Raw genomic sequence first — 16,654 nt, forward strand, 5'->3', positions numbered from 1 at the left:
TCAATCGTATCCTGTCATGGCCGATGGCCGGTCTCGCTGCTGGCAACAACAACGCCCCGTGACGGGGCGTTATGGCTATTCCCGCTAAGGCGTCAGCTCGGGGATCCCAGCTGGGCCACCTGCCGCTCGATACTTCCCTTGAGGTTGTCATCGAGTTTCAAGGCCCGCGCCAGCTCATCCAGATAGCCGCGTTCCATGAAATGGTCCACGTCGATGGCGAGCAGGGAGGCGAGGTAGACCTCGGTGGCCTGCTCCATGTCGGTCACATCCCGGGCCAACGCCTGCGGATCCAGGGGACGGGCCAGCTCGGCGTCAATCCAGCGCGCCGCATCGCTTTGGCCCTGCTCGGTCAGGTAGTCCTGGATCTTCTGGCGCTCGGCGGCGTCGATATGGCCGTCGGCCCGGGCCGCCGCCACCATGGCGCGCACCAGCAGGGTGGCACGCGCATCCAGCGCCTGACCCTGCAGGGTATCGAGGGACTGGGCAGGTTGGGCGGCCCCGCTCTGCTGGGCCTGCCAATCCTGATAGAGCTTGTAGGCGAGGCCGCCGAGGGCCGCCGCGCCGCCTACCGCCGCCACCTTGCCGCCATACTTGCGCACCTTCTTGTTGCCAAGCAGCAAGGCCATGGCGCCGGCAGCCAGGCCGCCCTGCGCCATGCCCTTCATCTGCGACTTGCGGCTGTCGCCGCCTTCGTTGAGCCAGCCCTTGCCAGCGCCCATTAATTGCTCCAGCATCTGTTTCATAAGACCTCCGCTTTGCATGATTTTCCATGCTGGGCCGCGCCCACTGAACTCAAGGTGAATGGATGCCACTGCCACGCCTGTTTCTGCTGACCCTGCTGACCCTGACGGCGTTCGCCGCCAACTCTGTGCTCTGCCGTCTTGCCCTGTTTGAAGAACGGATGGATCCGGCCCTGTTCACCCTGCTGCGGCTGACCAGTGGCGCCCTGGTGCTGCTCCTGCTGTGCCGGGCCCGTCAACCGTCGCCTCGCCAGGGAGACTGGGGCGGCGCCCTGGCCCTCCTCGTCTACGCTGCCGCCTTCTCCTTTGCCTATCTCACCCTGACCACGGGCACTGGCGCCCTGCTGCTGTTTGCCGCCGTTCAGCTCAGCATGCTGGCGCCCCCTCTGCTGCGCGGGGAGTCTCTGCCACGGCGCCAGTGGGCCGGTCTGCTGCTCGCCATGGCGGGGCTGGTACTGCTGCTGTTGCCCGGTATCCGGGCGCCAGATCCCCTGGGCGCGGCCCTGATGATCGCGGCCGGCATCGCCTGGGCCTGCTATACCCTGCGGGCATCGCGTTTTGCCGATCCGGTCGCCGCCAATGCCGGCCACTTCCTGCGCGCCAGCCTGCCGGCCAGCCTCCTTTATCTGCTGCTGGGTCAGCTTGAGGCCAGCCCGGCCGCCATCGGCTATGCCCTGGCCTCGGGGGCTCTCGCCTCCGGCCTGGGCTATTCACTCTGGTACAAGGTGCTGCCCCAGCTGGGGCGCACCCTGGCCGCCAGCGTGCAGTTGCTGGTGCCCCTGCTCGCGGCGCTGGCCGGTCTCATCTGGTTGGATGAGTCCTGGTCACTGCGGTTGTTATTGTCATCACTGGGCATTCTGGGGGGCATAGCCCTGGTCATAGCGGGACGCCCCCCTTCAGGAGACAAGCCATGAAAATTGCCATACTGCTGCTCGGTTGCAGCCTCTCGGCCAGCCTGCTGGCCGCGGTAGAAGACAGGGAAGCCCAGCAGGCCAAACTGGATGCCGCCTGCCAGCAAGCCCAGCAACAGCTGGTCGAACAGGGCAAGCAACAGCGGATCGACGCCTGCATCAAGGCGGGTGGCAAGGCCGCAAAATGCGAGCAGGAGTTCGCCAGCTTCGGCCAGCGGGAGGGCAACAAGCGGCCCGATCTCAACAGCCTGCCCCCCTGCCAGCAGGCCGATGCCTATCGCAAGAGTTACCGTCAATGAACCCGGCCCCTGGAGAGAACCTGACCCCACCCCGCGAGCTGACCCTGCAGTTTCTGGCCGAGCCCGCCGACGTCAACTTTGGCGGCAAGGTACACGGCGGCATGGTGATGAAGTGGATCGATCAGGCAGGTTACGCCTGCGCAGCCGGCTGGTGCGGCGGCTATGCGGTCACCGTCTACGTGGGGGGGATCCGCTTCCTGCGCCCCATCCAGATAGGCCAGCTGGTGGAGGTACACGCCCAGGTGATCCACACAGGCACCACCAGCATGCACCTGGCGGTGGATGTCTACAGCCGCCACCCGGCCAGCCGGGAGCGCCACAAGACCACCCACTGCATCATCATCTTCGTGGCCATGGACGAGACGGGCACACCGACCCCAGTGCCCCAGTGGCAACCTGTCTCGGCCGCCGATCGGCAGTTGCAGCAGTACGCCAAAAAGCTGATGGCCCTGCGCGAGGAGATAGACAAAGAGATGCGCCAGCACCTCTGAGCCGGATCGCCCGTGACACGGGGCCGATCCCTATCCGGGTGCGGCTCTGTATAATGGCGTTTTGCCCATTACGGAGTCTGTCATGTCACTGGAAAATGCCCCACCCGAGGTCAAGCTCGCGGTGGATCTCATCGAGCTGCTGGAGACCAACCGGATCGATCCAGCGCTGGCCCTGGCGGCACTGGCCATCGTATCCGAGGACTATCAACGCAAGCTGAAAGAAGGCAAGGATTGCTGAGCGCGGCAGCGCTGCCGCCCCACCCCGCACAGGAGGTACCATGACAGGCCCTATCCGTTTCGAAACCGGCCGCCCCATGCTGTTTGGCGGCCTGCGCCGTCATCATGCCTTCGCCCACGCCGACTTCGGTGGCCAATGGCGTGACTTCAGCGCCCTGGGCCCGTTGCCGGGCCAGCTGGGCGAGCATGCCTATGGCGTCATCTGCGGCGTGACCGCCACCCAATGCGAATACATGTGCGCGGTGGAAGTCGCCGCGCTGGAGGTGCTGCCCAAGACCCTGGGGCGAATGCGCATCGAACCCCAGACCTATGCCGTCTTCCTGCATCAGGGGCATGTCTCGACCATGCCGAATACCTGGCAGCAGGCGCTGGACTGGCTGGCGCAGTCCGGTTACCAGTCTGCCCACAAGCCCGATTTCGAACGCTATGGCGCGGCCTTTGACCCGCACACCGGCAGCGGCGAGGTCGAGCTCTGGCTCGCCGTGCTGCCGCGCCAGGCCATGGCCTGAGGCTGGTCCCTCGACAGCTAGCCCAACCATTCAGGCAGGCCCCATAACTTGGTCGCACAGGCTGATGAGGGCCTCGCCGAGGCGAGTCAGCGGCTCGCCGCGCTCCGCCCCCAAATGCAGTGCCAGCTCCACCGGCGCCACCGCCGGCCAGTGGCTCAGCTCCCGCTGATCCGGTTGCAGCAGCCGTCTTGGCAACAGACTGACCCCGATCCCCGCACTCACGGCCCCCTGCAAACTGGCGAGGCTGGCGCTGACATAGGCGATGCGCCAGCGCAGCCCCTGTCCATCGAGCGCCTCGGTGATCTGCCGCCGATAGAGCCCCTCGCTCGGGAACACCACCAGCGGCAGGGGATCCCGCTCGCTGGCGGGCCAGTCGCGACTGTCGACCCAGGCCAGGGGTTCACGCCAGCTGGCGCGCGGCGCCCCCTGCCCCCGCGCCTGCTTGACCAGCGCCAAGTCCAGCTCGCCAGCCTCGAACCGCTGCCAGATCTCGTGGCTGAGGCCGCTGTGCACCTCCAGCCGTACCTGCGGATGGTCGCGGGCAAAGGCCGCCAGCACAGGGGCCATGGCGCCGGCGGCAAAATCCTCCGGCACCCCCAGGCTCAGTTGCAGGCTCCCTTCGGTCACCTGCTCCTCGGCCTGCATCAGCAGCGCCAGGATGCGGCGAGCCAGCCCCAACAGCTTTTCACCCTCCGTCGTGGTCACCACCTGGCGGCCGGAGCGGTCAAGCAGCGGGCAGCCGAGCTGCTGCTCGAGGCGTCGCATCTGCTGGCTGATGGTGGACTGGGTCAGGTGCACCCGCTCACCGGCGCGGGTGAAGCTGCCGGTGTCGACGATGGCGACGAAGCTGCGTAGCAACAGGGGATCCAGCATGGGGCACTCCATTTACAAAACCACTGAATGCCATTCTATCATTTAATTTCCCCATGACTGGATCCCCCGCTAGGCTGGTCTGCTCCCCTCATTGGCTCAAGGTCTCTCTCATGTCCCATACCCCTGTCGACCCCACAGGCACTCGCCTTGCCCCTTCGCTGACCGCCCTCACGGATCCCGCCCATCAAGGGTGGCTGGAGCAGGCGTTGCAGCTGGCCCTTTGCAACCGCCGGCAGGGTGGTCGCCCCTTCGCCGCCCTGCTGGTGCACGATGAGCGGCTGGTAGCGAGCGCCGTCAACGCCATGCATCTGGACGGCGATCCCACCCGCCATGCGGAGCTGGAGGCCCTGCGCCAGGCCAGCCAGGCGGGGCCGCTGGCGGGGGCCATCGTCTATGCCAGCGGTCACCCCTGCCCCATGTGCCTGAGCGCCCTGGTGATGAACGGCATTGCCGCCGTCTATTACGCCTTCGACAATCAGGATGCGGCCCCCTTCGGCTTTGACAGCACATCGAGCTATGACAAGCTGCGACTGCCCCTCAAGCCGCCCCCCCTGCCCCTCATCAAGCTGCCGAGCTCCATCAGCGCCGCCTGCCTCTATGGCGATGAGGCTCCCAGGCCGCAGGCGGAGCCGACTCATGAGTAAGGGCCTGCCCGCCGGTGCCGCCTCCGATGGCAAGCAGGCACTGGCCCTGCTGGTGCTGGTGATCCTGATTGGCCTCAACCTGCGCCCCTTTCTCACCGCCATTGGCCCCCTGAGCCGCGACATTGCCGACGCGCTGGCGCTGGGCATGGATACCCTGGCCTGGCTGACCCTGCTGCCACTCTGGCTTATCGGGGTCGGCGTGCTGATCACCCCTGGCCTGCGTCGTCTCACAGGCCCGCGCCAGCTGCTGGGGGCCGCCCTCTTGCTGCTGGGGATGGGCAATGCCATGCGCTTCGATGCCCAGAGCGGCGCCCTGCTGATCGCCAGCGCGGCGCTCTGTGGCCTGGGTTCGGCGCTGGTGCAAGGGGTGCTGCCCGGCCTTATCAAGCAGCGCTTCGCCCACAAGGTGCCGCTGGTGATGGGGATCTTCTCCGCCTGCATGATGGGAGGCGGGGCGCTGGGAGCCAGCCTCACCCCGCAGCTGGCGGCGAGCCTCGACTGGTCGCGGGCGCTGGCGCTGTGGAGCCTGCCGGTGCTGCTGGCCATGGTCTGGCTCATCTGGCGGGTACGGCTGCCAGGCGCCGCCGCGATCGCAATTCCCCACGGCGAGCAGCGGCTTATTGCCCTGCCCCGCAGCTGGCTGCTGATCGGCTGCTTTGGCATCATCAACAGCGGCTACGGCATAGTCGTCGCCTGGCTGGCACCCGCCTACATGGCGCAAGGGTGGAGCGCCCAGCAGGGAGGCGAGCTGGTGGCCTGGCTGGCACTGGCCCAGACCGCCAGCGGTCTCGGCCTGCCACTGCTGGCGGCCCGCAACACAGACCGGCGTCCCTGGATGGGGTTGGCGATTGTCATGCAACTGGCGGGATTTGGCGGCCTCTGGCTCGCCCCACAAGCCGCCCCCATCCTCTGGTGCATGCTGTGCGGCGCAGGGCTCGGCGGCAGCTTCTCCCTCATCATGGTGATAGCGCTGGATCACCTGCCCGACCCGCGCCGCGCCGGCACCCTCAGCGCCCTGATGCAGGGATTTGGCTTCATGCTGGCAGCGACCGGCCCCTGGGTGGCCGCCCGCCTCCATCACCTGAGTGGCGACTTCGCCGCTGCCTGGCAGTGGCAGCTGGGAGGCCTGCTGCTGATGAGCCTGCTGGTGCTGCGCCTCGATCCGCGCGGCTACCCCAGCGCCATGAAGCTGGCCACACCGTCTCCCGCACCCACCTCCATCAACTGATCTGCACTCGCCTCCTCTTTCCCGGATGAGGAGGCAAACTCACCGCCCTCCAGCCCCTACCCATCCCTTGCTCGCTTTCCTGTATCGGGCCAGCTGAGAAAATCATCAGCAACAAGCTACATATCCATTTGATTTATAACACATTAAGCCTTCCCATATGGAGGGTTGTGCTGCCGTCTGAGCCCATTAAGGTAAGGCACTCAGACGAGAATTAATCTCGTTTCTTCTGACAGGGAAGAGGCTGTATTCATCAAGGAGGAGAACGCCACGAGCCAGTGGCTTTGATATCACTCAAAGGAAATCACATGCAGACAAACACAAAATGGGCTTCTCTACTCGGTGGCTTGGCCATGCTAGGTGGTGCCATCTCACCGGTCATGGCCGAAGAGTAATTCAACCTGTGGCAGGAGTGCGCCACCCGTTGCACTCTGGATCTGGCTCAGGGGGTTCGCGCCAGCCAGCTCGATCTCACCGGCCTGCTGGGTGAACAGGCAGAATCCGGGGTACTGCACTACTCCATGGTATTGGAGGAAGGGGGAGACAGCCTCAAGCTGGCCATCGGCAATGCGCTGACCCTGCGCACGGATGGCACCACCATCACCCTGACCAGTCCCACCGCAGGCAAGGGCCCGCGCACATACAGCTATACCCGCCAGGGACGCGGCAACTGGTCGCTGCATTGGCTGGTCCCCGTCGGCGACGATGCCCCCGCCAGCATCAAGGTCTTCTTCCACGAGCTGGATGCAGGATCCGAGGTGAGCCATATCTCCCCCATCTACAGCATTGAAGTGAGCGACGACCTGCTGCGCAGCATGGCCAGCAACTCTACGCTCTTCGTCAGGCACGTGGAAAACAATCAGATCAATCGCACCCTCACCCTCAGTGCAGCCGGTGTCGGCTTCGTGGCGGCGCCCACCCAGCACAGTCGTCAGAAGCGCTGGAGCGAGTGGCACACCGGCAAGGTGTTGTGCCTGCTGGATCCGCTGGATGCGGTCTACAACTACCTGTCTCAGCGCACCTGCAACCTGGGCGATACATGGGAAGGCAAGGTCTACCGGGTATTGGCCGGTGCGCCCGCCTCTCACGACACCCATATCGTGCCGACCGCCATCAGTCATCGTCTGCACTTTGCCAAGGGAGACGGTCTGGCGGCCCTCACCACTCATCAGGTTTGCGCCATACCGCTTGAATCCCTGGCCAGAAGCCGTCAACCCAGAGGCTGGGAAGAGCTCAGCCAGTGCGGCTATCCGGTCCACAATCTCATCACCCTCTATCTGCTGACCCGCCTGCCATGGTCCCAGCTTGATACTGTGATCACCCAGGCGCTGGCCAACACCACACCCGAAGATGGCGAAACGCCCCAGGGGCAGCTGGCGCAAGCCATTCGGGAAAACCCGGCCCAGGCACGGCTGGCCCTGAGCATGGCGGCCGCCCAGAGCGATGCCTTCACCCACCAGCGTGCGGGCAATACCCAACAGCAGGCAGCCAGCGCCGACGTGGTCAATCTCACCTGCCCCGCCGCCGATCTTAACTGCCTGGCGCCGGCCGACAGTGCCGATGCCCTGCAGGAGCGGGATTATCCGAATGGTGCCAGCTTCCTGGGTGAAGGGGACGAGGTCAGCTTCAGCACGGCCGGTACTCGCAACTGGTCGGTGCCCCGCCTGGATCAGGCCCATCGCCAGCTGCTGGCGCGCGGTTACCTCTTCGTCGGCTATCACGGCACCTTCCTTGAAGCCGCCCACAGCATAGTGTTTGAGGGGGTTCATGAACGGGATCAATCCTCGATCGCCCCCTGGCAAGGCTTCTATGTCGCTGGCGATCCGGCCCTCGCCTATGGTTACGCCCAGGATCAGGAAGCGGATGCCCGTGGCCGCATCCGCAATGGCGTGCTGCTGCGGGTGTATGTGCCGCGCGCCGCGCTGCCCCGCCTCTATGCGACCCAGCAGACACTGGCCGATCCCGGCGCCGTTGATGAGGTCAGTCGCCTGATTGGTCACCCCTTGCCACTGCAACTGGACGCCATCACAGGACAGGAAGAAGAAGGCGGGCGCCTCGAAACCATATTGGGATGGCGCCTGGCGGAGCAGGCAGTGGTGATCCCCTCCACCATACCAACGGATCCGCGCAACGTCGGCGGCGATCTGGATCCTGCCAGCGTGCCTCAGGAAGAGAGTGCTATCAGCACCTTGACTGATTACGTCACCCAGCCTCGCGACGAACTCTGAATCGCGGTTCATCAATACAAAAACACCGGCCTGTAGCCGGTGTTTTTCGCTGTCAACGCGGGGAATGAGAGGGCGCTTAGCGCCCCTTCTTCTGCCGCCCACCCTGGCCGGCGCGTGGTTTGGCTGCGGCCGGTTTGCCGCCCTTGTTGGGGGCCCCTTTGCCTGCGGCGGCTTTTCCAGCGCCGCCTTTGTTGGCAGCCCCTTTACCGGATCCGACCTTGCCCACCGGGCTCTTCTTCTCGAAGGCTTCCGGGCCCGGCACATTGGGGCGGCCGCCTATCTCGTGGTCATCATCCCGGCGCGGCTTCTTGCCTTGCGCCGCTTTGCCGGTTTGAGCAACAGCGGCTTTGGCCACCTTGGGCTTGTCGCCTTTGGCTGGTTTCACCTCGGAGGAGGAGTCCTCGATCAGCTTGAACAGCTCGATCAGCTCATCATCGGTCAGATCCCGCCACTCGCCCACCGGCAACCCCTTGAGGCTGACGTTCATGATGCGGATGCGCTCGAGCTTGGTCACCTCGAAGCCGAAGTGTTCGCACATGCGGCGGATCTGGCGATTGAGCCCCTGCACCAGGGTGATGCGAAACACGAAGGGCGCCTCTTTCTTCACCTTGCACTTCTTGGTGACGGCGCCGAGGATAGGCACCCCAGCCGCCATCCCGCGCACAAACTCGTCGGTCACCGGCTTGTCGACGGTCACCAGGTACTCTTTCTCGTGATCGTTGCCCGCCCTCAGTATCTTGTTGACCAGATCGCCGTGGTTGGTCAGGAAGATGAGCCCCTGAGAGTCCTTGTCGAGCCGCCCTATGGGGAAAACGCGGGTGCTGTGGTTGACGAAGTCGACGATATTGTCCTTCTCGCCCGCCTCCGTGGTGGAGACTATGCCCACCGGCTTGTTGAGCACGATGAAGACCAGGCTGTCGGCTTCCCGCGCCTCGATCACCTGACCATTGACCTTGACCAGATCCCCGGCAAACACCTGATCACCGATCCCGGCCCGCTTGCCATTGATAAAGACCTGGCCCTGCTCGATGAAGCGATCGGCCTCACGGCGCGAGCAGATGCCGCTCTCGCTGATGTATTTGTTCAGGCGCATGGATTCATCAGCCAGCATGAGTCACCTGCCACAGGCCGATAGCCCCATCCAGTTGCGCGGTTGCCGGTTCCGGCCAGGCCGGGGAGGCTGTCTGCTGCATCAGCCGATTCACTACGTCAAAGTTCTGCATACCATTCCATCTTCAAAAAGGCCAAGGCCAGCTTAACCATCAAAAAACGCCGCTACAGTAGCATATTGCCCCGTCCAGCACGCCGGATACTTGCCATCCACGGCGACGCGCCGCAGCAAAATGTGCGTGGCGTCATGCCATTATGAAGCCGCACCGCTGGCGCCTTGCTCCGCGCCCAACACGGCAAGGCCGGGATGCGGCCAAGAGAAAGGTTAAAAAATGGCGACCAGGGCGAGGCAGAAGAGCCTCCCATTTTCACCCTGAAAACATTCACGCCATATGCAACCGGCTTGCCCCCGTGCCCTGCGCCACCAATAACCACTTGCTATTTATTAACTTAAAATGCATAAAAAGATTTTCGTTGTCGCGAATTATCTTGCTGCAGCCATCCCGGTTTTCTGTGACTTTCGGCGGCCAACATAACAATCGTTGGCAAAGCAGACACAAAACCAAATCTTTGTCCGCATTCATCCCCAACACAAATCATAAATTTGGATGCACGGCATGCGCTTTTCTCTGGCAAGAGGCCAATTTCATCATTCACTACAGGAGTTACAGATGAGTCATTCCCTATCCCAGACGGATTTTCTGGCCCAGGTGGCCAGCCGCAACCCCCACCAGCCCGAGTTCATTCAGGCGGTGAGCGAGGTGGTCGCCTCCATCTGGCCCTATGTGGAACGCCACCCCCGCTATTTGCAGCACGGCCTGCTGGAGCGGCTGGTGGAGCCGGAGCGGCTGATCCAGTTTCGGGTGAGCTGGGTCGACGACCAGGGCCGGGTACAGGTCAATCGCGGCTATCGCATCCAGCACAGCTCGGCCATAGGTCCCTTCAAGGGCGGCATGCGCTTTCACCCCTCGGTGGATCTCTCGGTACTGAAATTCCTCGCCTTCGAGCAGACCTTCAAGAACGCCCTCACCACCTTGCCCATGGGCGGCGGCAAGGGCGGCAGCGATTTTGACCCCAAGGGCAAGAGCGAGGGAGAGGTGATGCGCTTCTGCCAGGCGCTGATGCTGGAGCTCTATCGCCACCTGGGGGCCAACACAGACGTGCCGGCCGGCGATATCGGGGTGGGCGGGCGCGAGGTGAGCTACATGGCGGGCATGATGAAGAAGCTCACCAACAGCGCCGAGTGCGTCTTCACCGGCAAGGGACTCTCCTTTGGCGGCAGCCTCATTCGCCCCGAGGCCACCGGCTACGGCCTGCTCTATTTCGCCCAGGCCATGCTGGCCCATCGCGATCAGTCACTGGCGGGCATGACGGTGTCAGTGTCGGGCTCGGGCAACGTGGCCCAATACGCCATCGAGAAAGCGATGGCGCTCGGCGCCCGGGTGATCACCGCTTCCGACTCCGGTGGCACAGTGTACGATCCGGATGGTTTCACCCCCGACAAGCTGGCTCGCCTGATGGCGCTCAAGAACGAGCAGCGCAAGCGGGTTGCCGATTATGCCCACGAGCTGGGGCTGGAGTTTTTGAGCGGCCGCACGCCCTGGCATCTGCCCACCCAGATTGCCCTGCCCTGCGCCACCCAGAACGAATTGGGGGAAGAGGACGCCGTCACCCTCATCGCGAACGGCGTGCAGCTGGTGGCCGAGGGGGCCAACATGCCGAGCAGCGCCGCCGCCATCAAGCTATTCCACGAGGCCCGGGTGCTATTTGCCCCGGGCAAGGCGGCCAATGCGGGGGGCGTGGCCACCTCGGGCCTCGAGATGAGCCAAAATGCCCAGCGCCTCTCCTGGAGCCGGGAAGAGGTGGATGCCCGCCTCAGGGAGATCATGACCAGCATACACGCCACCTGTGTCCGCTTCGGACAGGATGGCGAGGGCCATGTGAACTACGAGAGCGGCGCCAACATCGCCGGCTTCGTCAAGGTGGCCGATGCCATGCTGGCGCAGGGGGTCTGCTAGTTCAGCTCGGCTGACCAGGCTCAACACACAGCGCGGCAGCCCAGGGGCTGCCGCGTTTTTCATGGCCTTGCCACCTGCCATCGCCTGTACTTATCACCTTGTTTCCATTAGGCTTTAGACCATATTTCTGCATTCAAATCGCAGCGCTCATCCCGGCAGCCCGGCCCAACCTGTGCCGGCCCCCTCTTCATCGCCAAGGACAGTTTCATGCTGGCTCGTACCCGTCGCCTCCTTCGCCTCTCTCTGCTGACCCTGTTGCTGGCGCTGTTGCTCGGCTGGGGGGTGATCGCCTACCTCGCCTGGCAGGCGGCGCCGCTACAACTGTGGCACACCTTTGTGCCACCCGAACTCAGTGCCGAGGAGCTCGATAGCAGCGACTGGCAAGCCTATCTAACCCGCGAGCAGCAGTTGTTCAGTCTGGTGGAGCGGGAGGTGGTCGCCAAGACGCCGCCGGAGCAACAGCTGGCGGGCAATCGCTACTTTCAGGATGCGCCCATCAATCCCGCCCACTTTCGCGATAACTGGAACCGATCCTACCTGCTGCGCCCGGATGGCGAGGTGAAGGGGGTGGCCGTGTTCCTGCACGGCCTGACAGACTCCCCCTACAGTCTGCGTCACCTGGCCCAGCGCTATCGCGAGCAGGGCTTCATCGCCCTGGGCCTGCGTATTCCCGGCCACGGCACAGTGCCCGCCGGGCTGGTCAAGATGGAGTGGGAAACCTGGCTGGCGGCCACCCGACTGGCGGTACGCGAGGCCAGGGTGCTGGCCCCGGGCAAGTTGCCGCTGCATCTGGTGGGCTTTTCCAACGGCGGCGCGCTGGCGGTGAAATACGCGCTGGATGCGCTGGAAGACAAGACGGGCACCTTGGCAAGGCCGGATCGGCTGGTGCTCATCTCCCCCATGATAGGAGTGACCCGCTTTGCCCGCTTCGCCGGCCTGAAGGCGGTGCCCGCCCTGCTGCCCGCCTTTGCCAACGCGGCCTGGCTCGGCATCATGCCGGAGTTCAATCCGTTCAAATACAACTCCTTCCCGGTCAACGGGGCGCGCCAATCCTACCGGCTGACCCACGCCATCCAGCAGCAGGTGCGCCAGCTGGCAACCAGTGGCGAGCTGGCGGCATTTCCCCCGGCCCTCACCTTCCAGTCGGTGATGGACTACACGGTCAGCACCCGCTCCATCATCGCCGATCTCTACCACTTCCTGCCGGCCAACGGCAGCGAGCTGGTGCTGTTCGACATCAATCGCGGCTCTGTCTTCGGCCCCCTGATGAACAGCGCCTCCGAGCTGGCCCTGAGTCACCTGCTGCCGAGCCAGCCCCAGCCCTATCGGCTGACGGTAGTGGGCAACGAGGCGACGTCCCGTCCACAGACCCAGGCCAGCACCCTGGCCGCGGGCGGCGGGCCGCAGCAGATCCTGCCCCTTGGCATCGACTATCCCAAGGAGATCTACTCCCTCTCCCACGTGGCCCTGCCCTTCCCCATGGACGATCCCCTCTATGGCATGGCGCCACGCCCCGAGCAGATGAACCAGTACGGCATCAACCTGGGTGGCCTGGCCCTGCGCGGCGAGCGCGGGGTGCTGATCGTCAATCCCGGCACCCTCACCCGCACCTCTTCCAACCCCTTCTACCCCTATCTGCAGGCGCGGGTGATGGAGACGCTGGCGGCGCCAACCCAGCTCCCGTCAGCGGCCATGGGGCAGCCGGCACAGGTCGGCAACGAGCGCAGCGATGCCGACTATCGGGCCGACATAGACGCGTTTTTGGATGAAGCGGATACGCCGGACTCGCCCTTTTAGGGCGGTCGGCAGACAGTCAAGCGCGAGCCGTCAGCGGAGGGGCGTCATCCCCCCTCCAGAGGCAGCTGATTGCGATAGGGGCTGGCGGGTCCAAGCCATGGCAGGGCCCACAACATTCGCCGGCAGGGATAAGACCGCGCCATCAGGGATAGCGGCTGATCTCGACCAGGTTCTGATCCGGATCCAGGCAGTAGACGGATTCGATGGGCCCGCAGGCGCCGCTCTTGGTGACGGGCCCTTCGACTATCGCCACCCCGTGGCTGGCAAGCTGGGCGATGACCTGTGCCAGCGGCCAATGGGTGATGAGGCAAAGATCCCCCGCCCCCACCTGCGCCCGGTTGCGCGGCTCCTGCCCCGGCAGTTGCAGATTGATCTTCTGGTTGCCAAAGCGCAGCGCCCGGCGCCCCGCACCAAAGGTGATGGCCTCCATATTGAGCACCGAACTGTAAAACGCGACGGCCCGCTCTATGTCGCTCACCGTCAATACCAGATGGTCGATGTGGCTGATCATGGTTATCTCCTGGTTGTGGATGTGGCTGATGTGACCGGCATATGCCCATGAATGCTCGACGCTTTCCACAACCGTGGGCAACCCGGCAAGGAGGAGCAGATGTGTGTCGTGGCACGCACAGACAGGCCAAGTGAGTATGTTGTCAGATAAATCCGCCTCACTGCACCGCGGCGCACGCTTTGTCTCGCTGAGCCAGCAGGGTTTCATCATCACTGTCCATGGCCGCCAGAATGGCCTGATTACAGGCGCGTTCAGCCTGCCGGGCAGGATCCTGTTTGCTCTCGCGAATGTCGGCGATCATGGGGCGATAGCTGACTGACGCCGCGCAGTACATGGCGCGATACTGAGGTTGCTGCCAGTTACTCTCCTGGCGAGACAACTCGTCACACAGCTTGCCAAACAGGGCGGACGCCTTGACGGTGCATTGGCTGAAGCGTCGCGCATCCTGCTCGTAGCTGCGACAGACGCTTTTGGGCTGAAGCTGCCAGAACTGGAAGACAAAGGGGATCTGCTCCCCCTCATACTCCACCACCAGCGACTTGGGCTCAGCGCCATAAATATCCGATACCTGCTGCTGCACCAGATTGAGATAGGCCGAAAAAAGATAAGAAACCGGATCCATCACCACCTCCCTGTGGTTGTTATGGCATGCTCCACGATATGGCGATCCCTTCACCACATACATTCACCGCCTAAGACGAAAGAGCAAAAACTAGCCTACTGATTTATTTACAAAAATCCATTGATTGCGCGCACATTATAGTGAGATGCCAACTGAATAATGGTGTCGTTTGGATTAAGATGCAGACCGATATAATGCAATCCGGATGAAACCAACCCTATCGTGTAAAACGGTTAAGGGTGGCGCCATCGGCATTGCGTCCTGAATGATAGGAGTCGGTCTTGAGCGGCAATTGGACGGAAGAAGAGTTAAGAGCGACGGTAGCGGCTTACATGGAGATGCGCTCGAAAGAGTTAAACGGTATCCCCTTCGTTAAAAAGCATCATTACGCCGAACTCGCCAATCAGTTCGGCCGCACCGAGAAGGCATTCGAGTATCGAATGCAGAATATCTCCTACATCTGCTCCTTGATGGGCCTAGCCTGGATCTCAGGCTTAAAGCCTGCCAAAAACGTGGGCCCGCATAATGCGCCTATCATAGAGCGCTTAATCTGTGAACTCGACGGCCAGCCTTATACGGGGCGGGCCGAGTTTGAACACAGGGTCATCCGTTACAAGGCCAAACCAGCGCTGCCCATGCCTGAGGGGATCCAGGAGCCGACCCAGAGCTACGCCACCACAACCAGTTATGTGAGGGATCCGCAGGTAAAAGCCTGGGTACTCATGATGGCGGCACAGAAGTGCGAAGGCTGCGGTAACCTGGCGCCCTTTATCACGGCCACCGGGGAACCCTTTCTGGAGGTGCATCATCTGCGAACCTTGGCGGAAGGGGGCTCGGATAGGGTCAGCAACACGGTAGCGCTCTGCCCCAATTGCCACCGCGAGCTGCACTATGGCGCCAATAAGGCGCAGAAACGTGAAGCCCTCTACCAACAGCTGTCCCGGCTGGTGCGAGAATAAAGCCCCTTCCAGCACTCAAAAAAAACGGCTCGCCAGTGGCGAGCCGTTTTTGTCGGGGTTAGCAGGCGATCCGCTCGATGCGGCCGCCGCTGAGTTTGAAGAAGGCATCCTGCGGCAGCTCTTGTGACCAGGTGGTGGTGTAGTCGAGATCGGCATAGGCGCCCCGCAGCATGGCGCCGAACAGGCCGTGGGAAACCACGATGGCGCGCTCGGCAATGCGCTCATCCTGCAGCCAGCTCCGGGCCCGGCGCTGTATGCTCTCAAAACTCTCGCCCTCGGGAGCCTGCAGATACCAGTCGGGTTGATCGAGGTCTAGCTCGGGGTGGGCCGCCAGCAGCTCGGGCACCCGACGACTCTCCCACTCCCCCATGTCCAGCTCCACCAGCCGCTCGTCCCAGACGATGCGCTCGCTATCGAACCCAAGCTGTTGGCACACCAGTTGCGCCGTCTGCCGCGCCCGACCGAGCGGGCTGGCATAGAGGGTCCAGCGTGCGGCGTCATCCAGCAGGTCGTGCAGGCGAGCGCCCATGGCGGCGGCTTGCGCCTCCCCCTTGGCGGTCAGATCCGAGTTGCAGCGCCCCTGCAGCCTCAGCTCGGCGTTATAGCGGGTTTGGCCGTGGCGCAGCAGATAGAGGGTGCGAGGCATGGTTTCTCCAGCAAGTTGAGATAGACGAAAGGGCAGATGATAACAGATGAGCGGGGCGATGGAGACTCAGCTGGCAGCAAGGGGCGGGCAAACGGGTCAGGGCTGACCCGGTTCCTGCCACGACGTTCAGGCTGGACGGGCTCAGCCTTTCTTGATTTCACGCAGATAGCGGTAGATGGAGTGCACCGAGATGTCGAGCTGGCGGGCGGCTATCTGGGCACTGTCTTTGAGCTCGAAGATCCCCAGATCATGCAGCTGGTTGACCATGACCCGGGTCTTCTGGGATGGCGGCACTGCGTCGTTGCCACGCACCTCGGCACTGACTGTGTCTATGGTGCTGTTGAGGGCCTCGTCTATGTTGCGGGCGAACACTTCCGGCGTGCCGCTCGGCTCATGGTGCTGCATGCACTCTGGCATCATGGTGCGCAGCACGGATTGCAGCGGGGCGTCCATGTCGGTGTTGATGCAGAGCAGCCCTATGGCCTGCCCCTCGCCGTTGCGAATGACGGTGGTGAGGGAGCGCAACGTCTTGCCGGTGGCGCACTTGGTCATGTAGGGGCTGGAGATATCCTGCCCGCTCTTGAGCTTCATCATCGCCAGGTTGGTGATGGGGGCCCCGACACTGCGGCCCGTGATATGGCCGTTGGCAATCTTGATGATGGCAGGATTGCGCACATCCAGGCTGTGCAGCAGCACCTCGGTGTGCTGGCCATACATGGCGGCTATGCCGTCCACTATGATCTCCATCGCCTTGAGGATCTCGAAGTCAGTCGGGGTCAACTCTTGCAGTTTCATGGGGGCCTTCATGGTAGTGCTGCTGCCCGTCACCGGCAG

18 protein-coding genes are annotated in these 16,654 nt (G+C 63.4%); 11 read left to right on the forward strand and 7 right to left on the reverse strand.

Annotated elements, in window-relative coordinates:
* Positions 1-92: 92 nt before the first annotated feature.
* Positions 93-743, reverse strand: coding sequence for a tellurite resistance TerB family protein (locus ACM3N8_RS03555; protein WP_241278239.1), 651 nt, complete (start codon positions 741-743; stop codon positions 93-95).
* A 62-nt stretch (positions 744-805) separates the two neighbouring features.
* Here ACM3N8_RS03555 and ACM3N8_RS03560 point away from each other — a divergent pair, with 62 nt between their 5' ends.
* From ACM3N8_RS03560 to ACM3N8_RS03580, 5 genes are all read left to right on the forward strand, one after another.
* Complete coding sequence (locus ACM3N8_RS03560) at positions 806-1,654, forward strand: DMT family transporter (RefSeq protein WP_290016970.1); 849 nt, start codon at positions 806-808, stop codon at positions 1,652-1,654.
* The gene (locus ACM3N8_RS03565) at positions 1,651-1,950 is read left to right on the forward strand and encodes a hypothetical protein (protein WP_290016972.1); all 300 of its coding nucleotides are present in this window, start codon (positions 1,651-1,653) and stop codon (positions 1,948-1,950) included. Before ACM3N8_RS03560 ends, ACM3N8_RS03565 begins: the two co-directional genes overlap by 4 nt.
* Positions 1,951-1,970: 20 nt before the next feature.
* Entirely contained in the window at positions 1,971-2,441 is a 471-nt protein-coding gene (locus ACM3N8_RS03570) for an acyl-CoA thioesterase (protein WP_043135262.1), read from the forward strand.
* Between the two features lie 82 nt (positions 2,442-2,523).
* Entirely contained in the window at positions 2,524-2,679 is a 156-nt protein-coding gene (rsmS, locus tag ACM3N8_RS03575) for a pleiotropic regulatory protein RsmS (RefSeq protein ID WP_080741068.1), read from the forward strand.
* A 40-nt stretch (positions 2,680-2,719) separates the two neighbouring features.
* Positions 2,720-3,187 (forward strand): GyrI-like domain-containing protein, encoded by a 468-nt coding sequence (locus tag ACM3N8_RS03580; RefSeq protein WP_290016975.1) that lies wholly within the window; start codon positions 2,720-2,722, stop codon positions 3,185-3,187.
* 30 nt (positions 3,188-3,217) lie between these two features.
* On the opposite strand, the gene ACM3N8_RS03585 is transcribed toward ACM3N8_RS03580, so the two are convergent.
* Positions 3,218-4,060: a LysR family transcriptional regulator gene (locus tag ACM3N8_RS03585; RefSeq protein ID WP_290016977.1), complete on the reverse strand. Its 843-nt coding sequence runs from the start codon at positions 4,058-4,060 to the stop codon at positions 3,218-3,220.
* 110 nt (positions 4,061-4,170) lie between these two features.
* On the opposite strand from ACM3N8_RS03585, the gene ACM3N8_RS03590 reads away from it, so the two are divergent.
* The 3 genes from ACM3N8_RS03590 to ACM3N8_RS03600 all read left to right on the forward strand — a co-directional run bounded on the left by ACM3N8_RS03590 (position 4,171) and on the right by ACM3N8_RS03600 (position 8,157).
* Positions 4,171-4,704: a nucleoside deaminase gene (locus ACM3N8_RS03590; RefSeq protein WP_290016978.1), complete on the forward strand. Its 534-nt coding sequence runs from the start codon at positions 4,171-4,173 to the stop codon at positions 4,702-4,704.
* The gene (locus ACM3N8_RS03595; protein WP_290016979.1) at positions 4,697-5,932 is read left to right on the forward strand and encodes a cyanate transporter; all 1,236 of its coding nucleotides are present in this window, start codon (positions 4,697-4,699) and stop codon (positions 5,930-5,932) included. Before ACM3N8_RS03590 ends, ACM3N8_RS03595 begins: the two co-directional genes overlap by 8 nt.
* A gap of 398 nt (positions 5,933-6,330) precedes the next feature.
* A complete protein-coding gene (locus tag ACM3N8_RS03600) occupies positions 6,331-8,157 on the forward strand; it encodes an exotoxin A binding domain-containing protein (RefSeq protein WP_416015885.1) in 1,827 nt (608 codons plus the stop codon).
* A gap of 76 nt (positions 8,158-8,233) precedes the next feature.
* On the opposite strand, the gene rluF is transcribed toward ACM3N8_RS03600, so the two are convergent.
* Entirely contained in the window at positions 8,234-9,268 is a 1,035-nt protein-coding gene (gene rluF, locus ACM3N8_RS03605; protein WP_290016980.1) for a 23S rRNA pseudouridine(2604) synthase RluF, read from the reverse strand.
* A gap of 670 nt (positions 9,269-9,938) precedes the next feature.
* On the opposite strand from rluF, the gene gdhA reads away from it, so the two are divergent.
* Both gdhA and ACM3N8_RS03615 read left to right on the forward strand, forming a co-directional pair.
* Positions 9,939-11,285 (forward strand): NADP-specific glutamate dehydrogenase, encoded by a 1,347-nt coding sequence (gene gdhA / locus ACM3N8_RS03610; RefSeq protein WP_043135209.1) that lies wholly within the window; start codon positions 9,939-9,941, stop codon positions 11,283-11,285.
* 207 nt (positions 11,286-11,492) lie between these two features.
* Positions 11,493-13,082 (forward strand): alpha/beta fold hydrolase, encoded by a 1,590-nt coding sequence (locus ACM3N8_RS03615; protein WP_416015465.1) that lies wholly within the window; start codon positions 11,493-11,495, stop codon positions 13,080-13,082.
* Positions 13,083-13,224: 142 nt separating this feature from the next.
* Here ACM3N8_RS03615 and ACM3N8_RS03620 read toward each other — a convergent pair whose 3' ends face one another.
* Both ACM3N8_RS03620 and ACM3N8_RS03625 read right to left on the reverse strand, forming a co-directional pair.
* Positions 13,225-13,593, reverse strand: a complete 369-nt coding sequence (locus ACM3N8_RS03620; protein ID WP_416015466.1) for a VOC family protein — start codon at positions 13,591-13,593, stop codon at positions 13,225-13,227.
* Between the two features lie 157 nt (positions 13,594-13,750).
* Entirely contained in the window at positions 13,751-14,215 is a 465-nt protein-coding gene (locus tag ACM3N8_RS03625) for a hypothetical protein (RefSeq protein WP_416015467.1), read from the reverse strand.
* A gap of 281 nt (positions 14,216-14,496) precedes the next feature.
* Here ACM3N8_RS03625 and ACM3N8_RS03630 point away from each other — a divergent pair, with 281 nt between their 5' ends.
* Positions 14,497-15,174 carry an HNH endonuclease gene (locus ACM3N8_RS03630; protein ID WP_290016986.1) on the forward strand — a complete coding sequence of 226 codons (678 nt, stop codon included), beginning with the start codon at positions 14,497-14,499 and terminating at the stop codon, positions 15,172-15,174.
* 58 nt (positions 15,175-15,232) lie between these two features.
* Here the strand turns inward: ACM3N8_RS03630 and ACM3N8_RS03635 are convergent, their stop codons facing one another.
* Both ACM3N8_RS03635 and ACM3N8_RS03640 read right to left on the reverse strand, forming a co-directional pair.
* Entirely contained in the window at positions 15,233-15,820 is a 588-nt protein-coding gene (locus ACM3N8_RS03635) for a histidine phosphatase family protein (RefSeq protein ID WP_290016987.1), read from the reverse strand.
* A 141-nt stretch (positions 15,821-15,961) separates the two neighbouring features.
* Complete coding sequence (locus ACM3N8_RS03640) at positions 15,962-16,615, reverse strand: helix-turn-helix transcriptional regulator (protein ID WP_043557263.1); 654 nt, start codon at positions 16,613-16,615, stop codon at positions 15,962-15,964.
* Between the last annotated feature and the right edge of the window lie 39 nt (positions 16,616-16,654).

Source organism: Aeromonas sp. A04, assembly GCF_047780465.1.
Taxonomy (GTDB): domain Bacteria; phylum Pseudomonadota; class Gammaproteobacteria; order Enterobacterales; family Aeromonadaceae; genus Aeromonas; species Aeromonas bestiarum.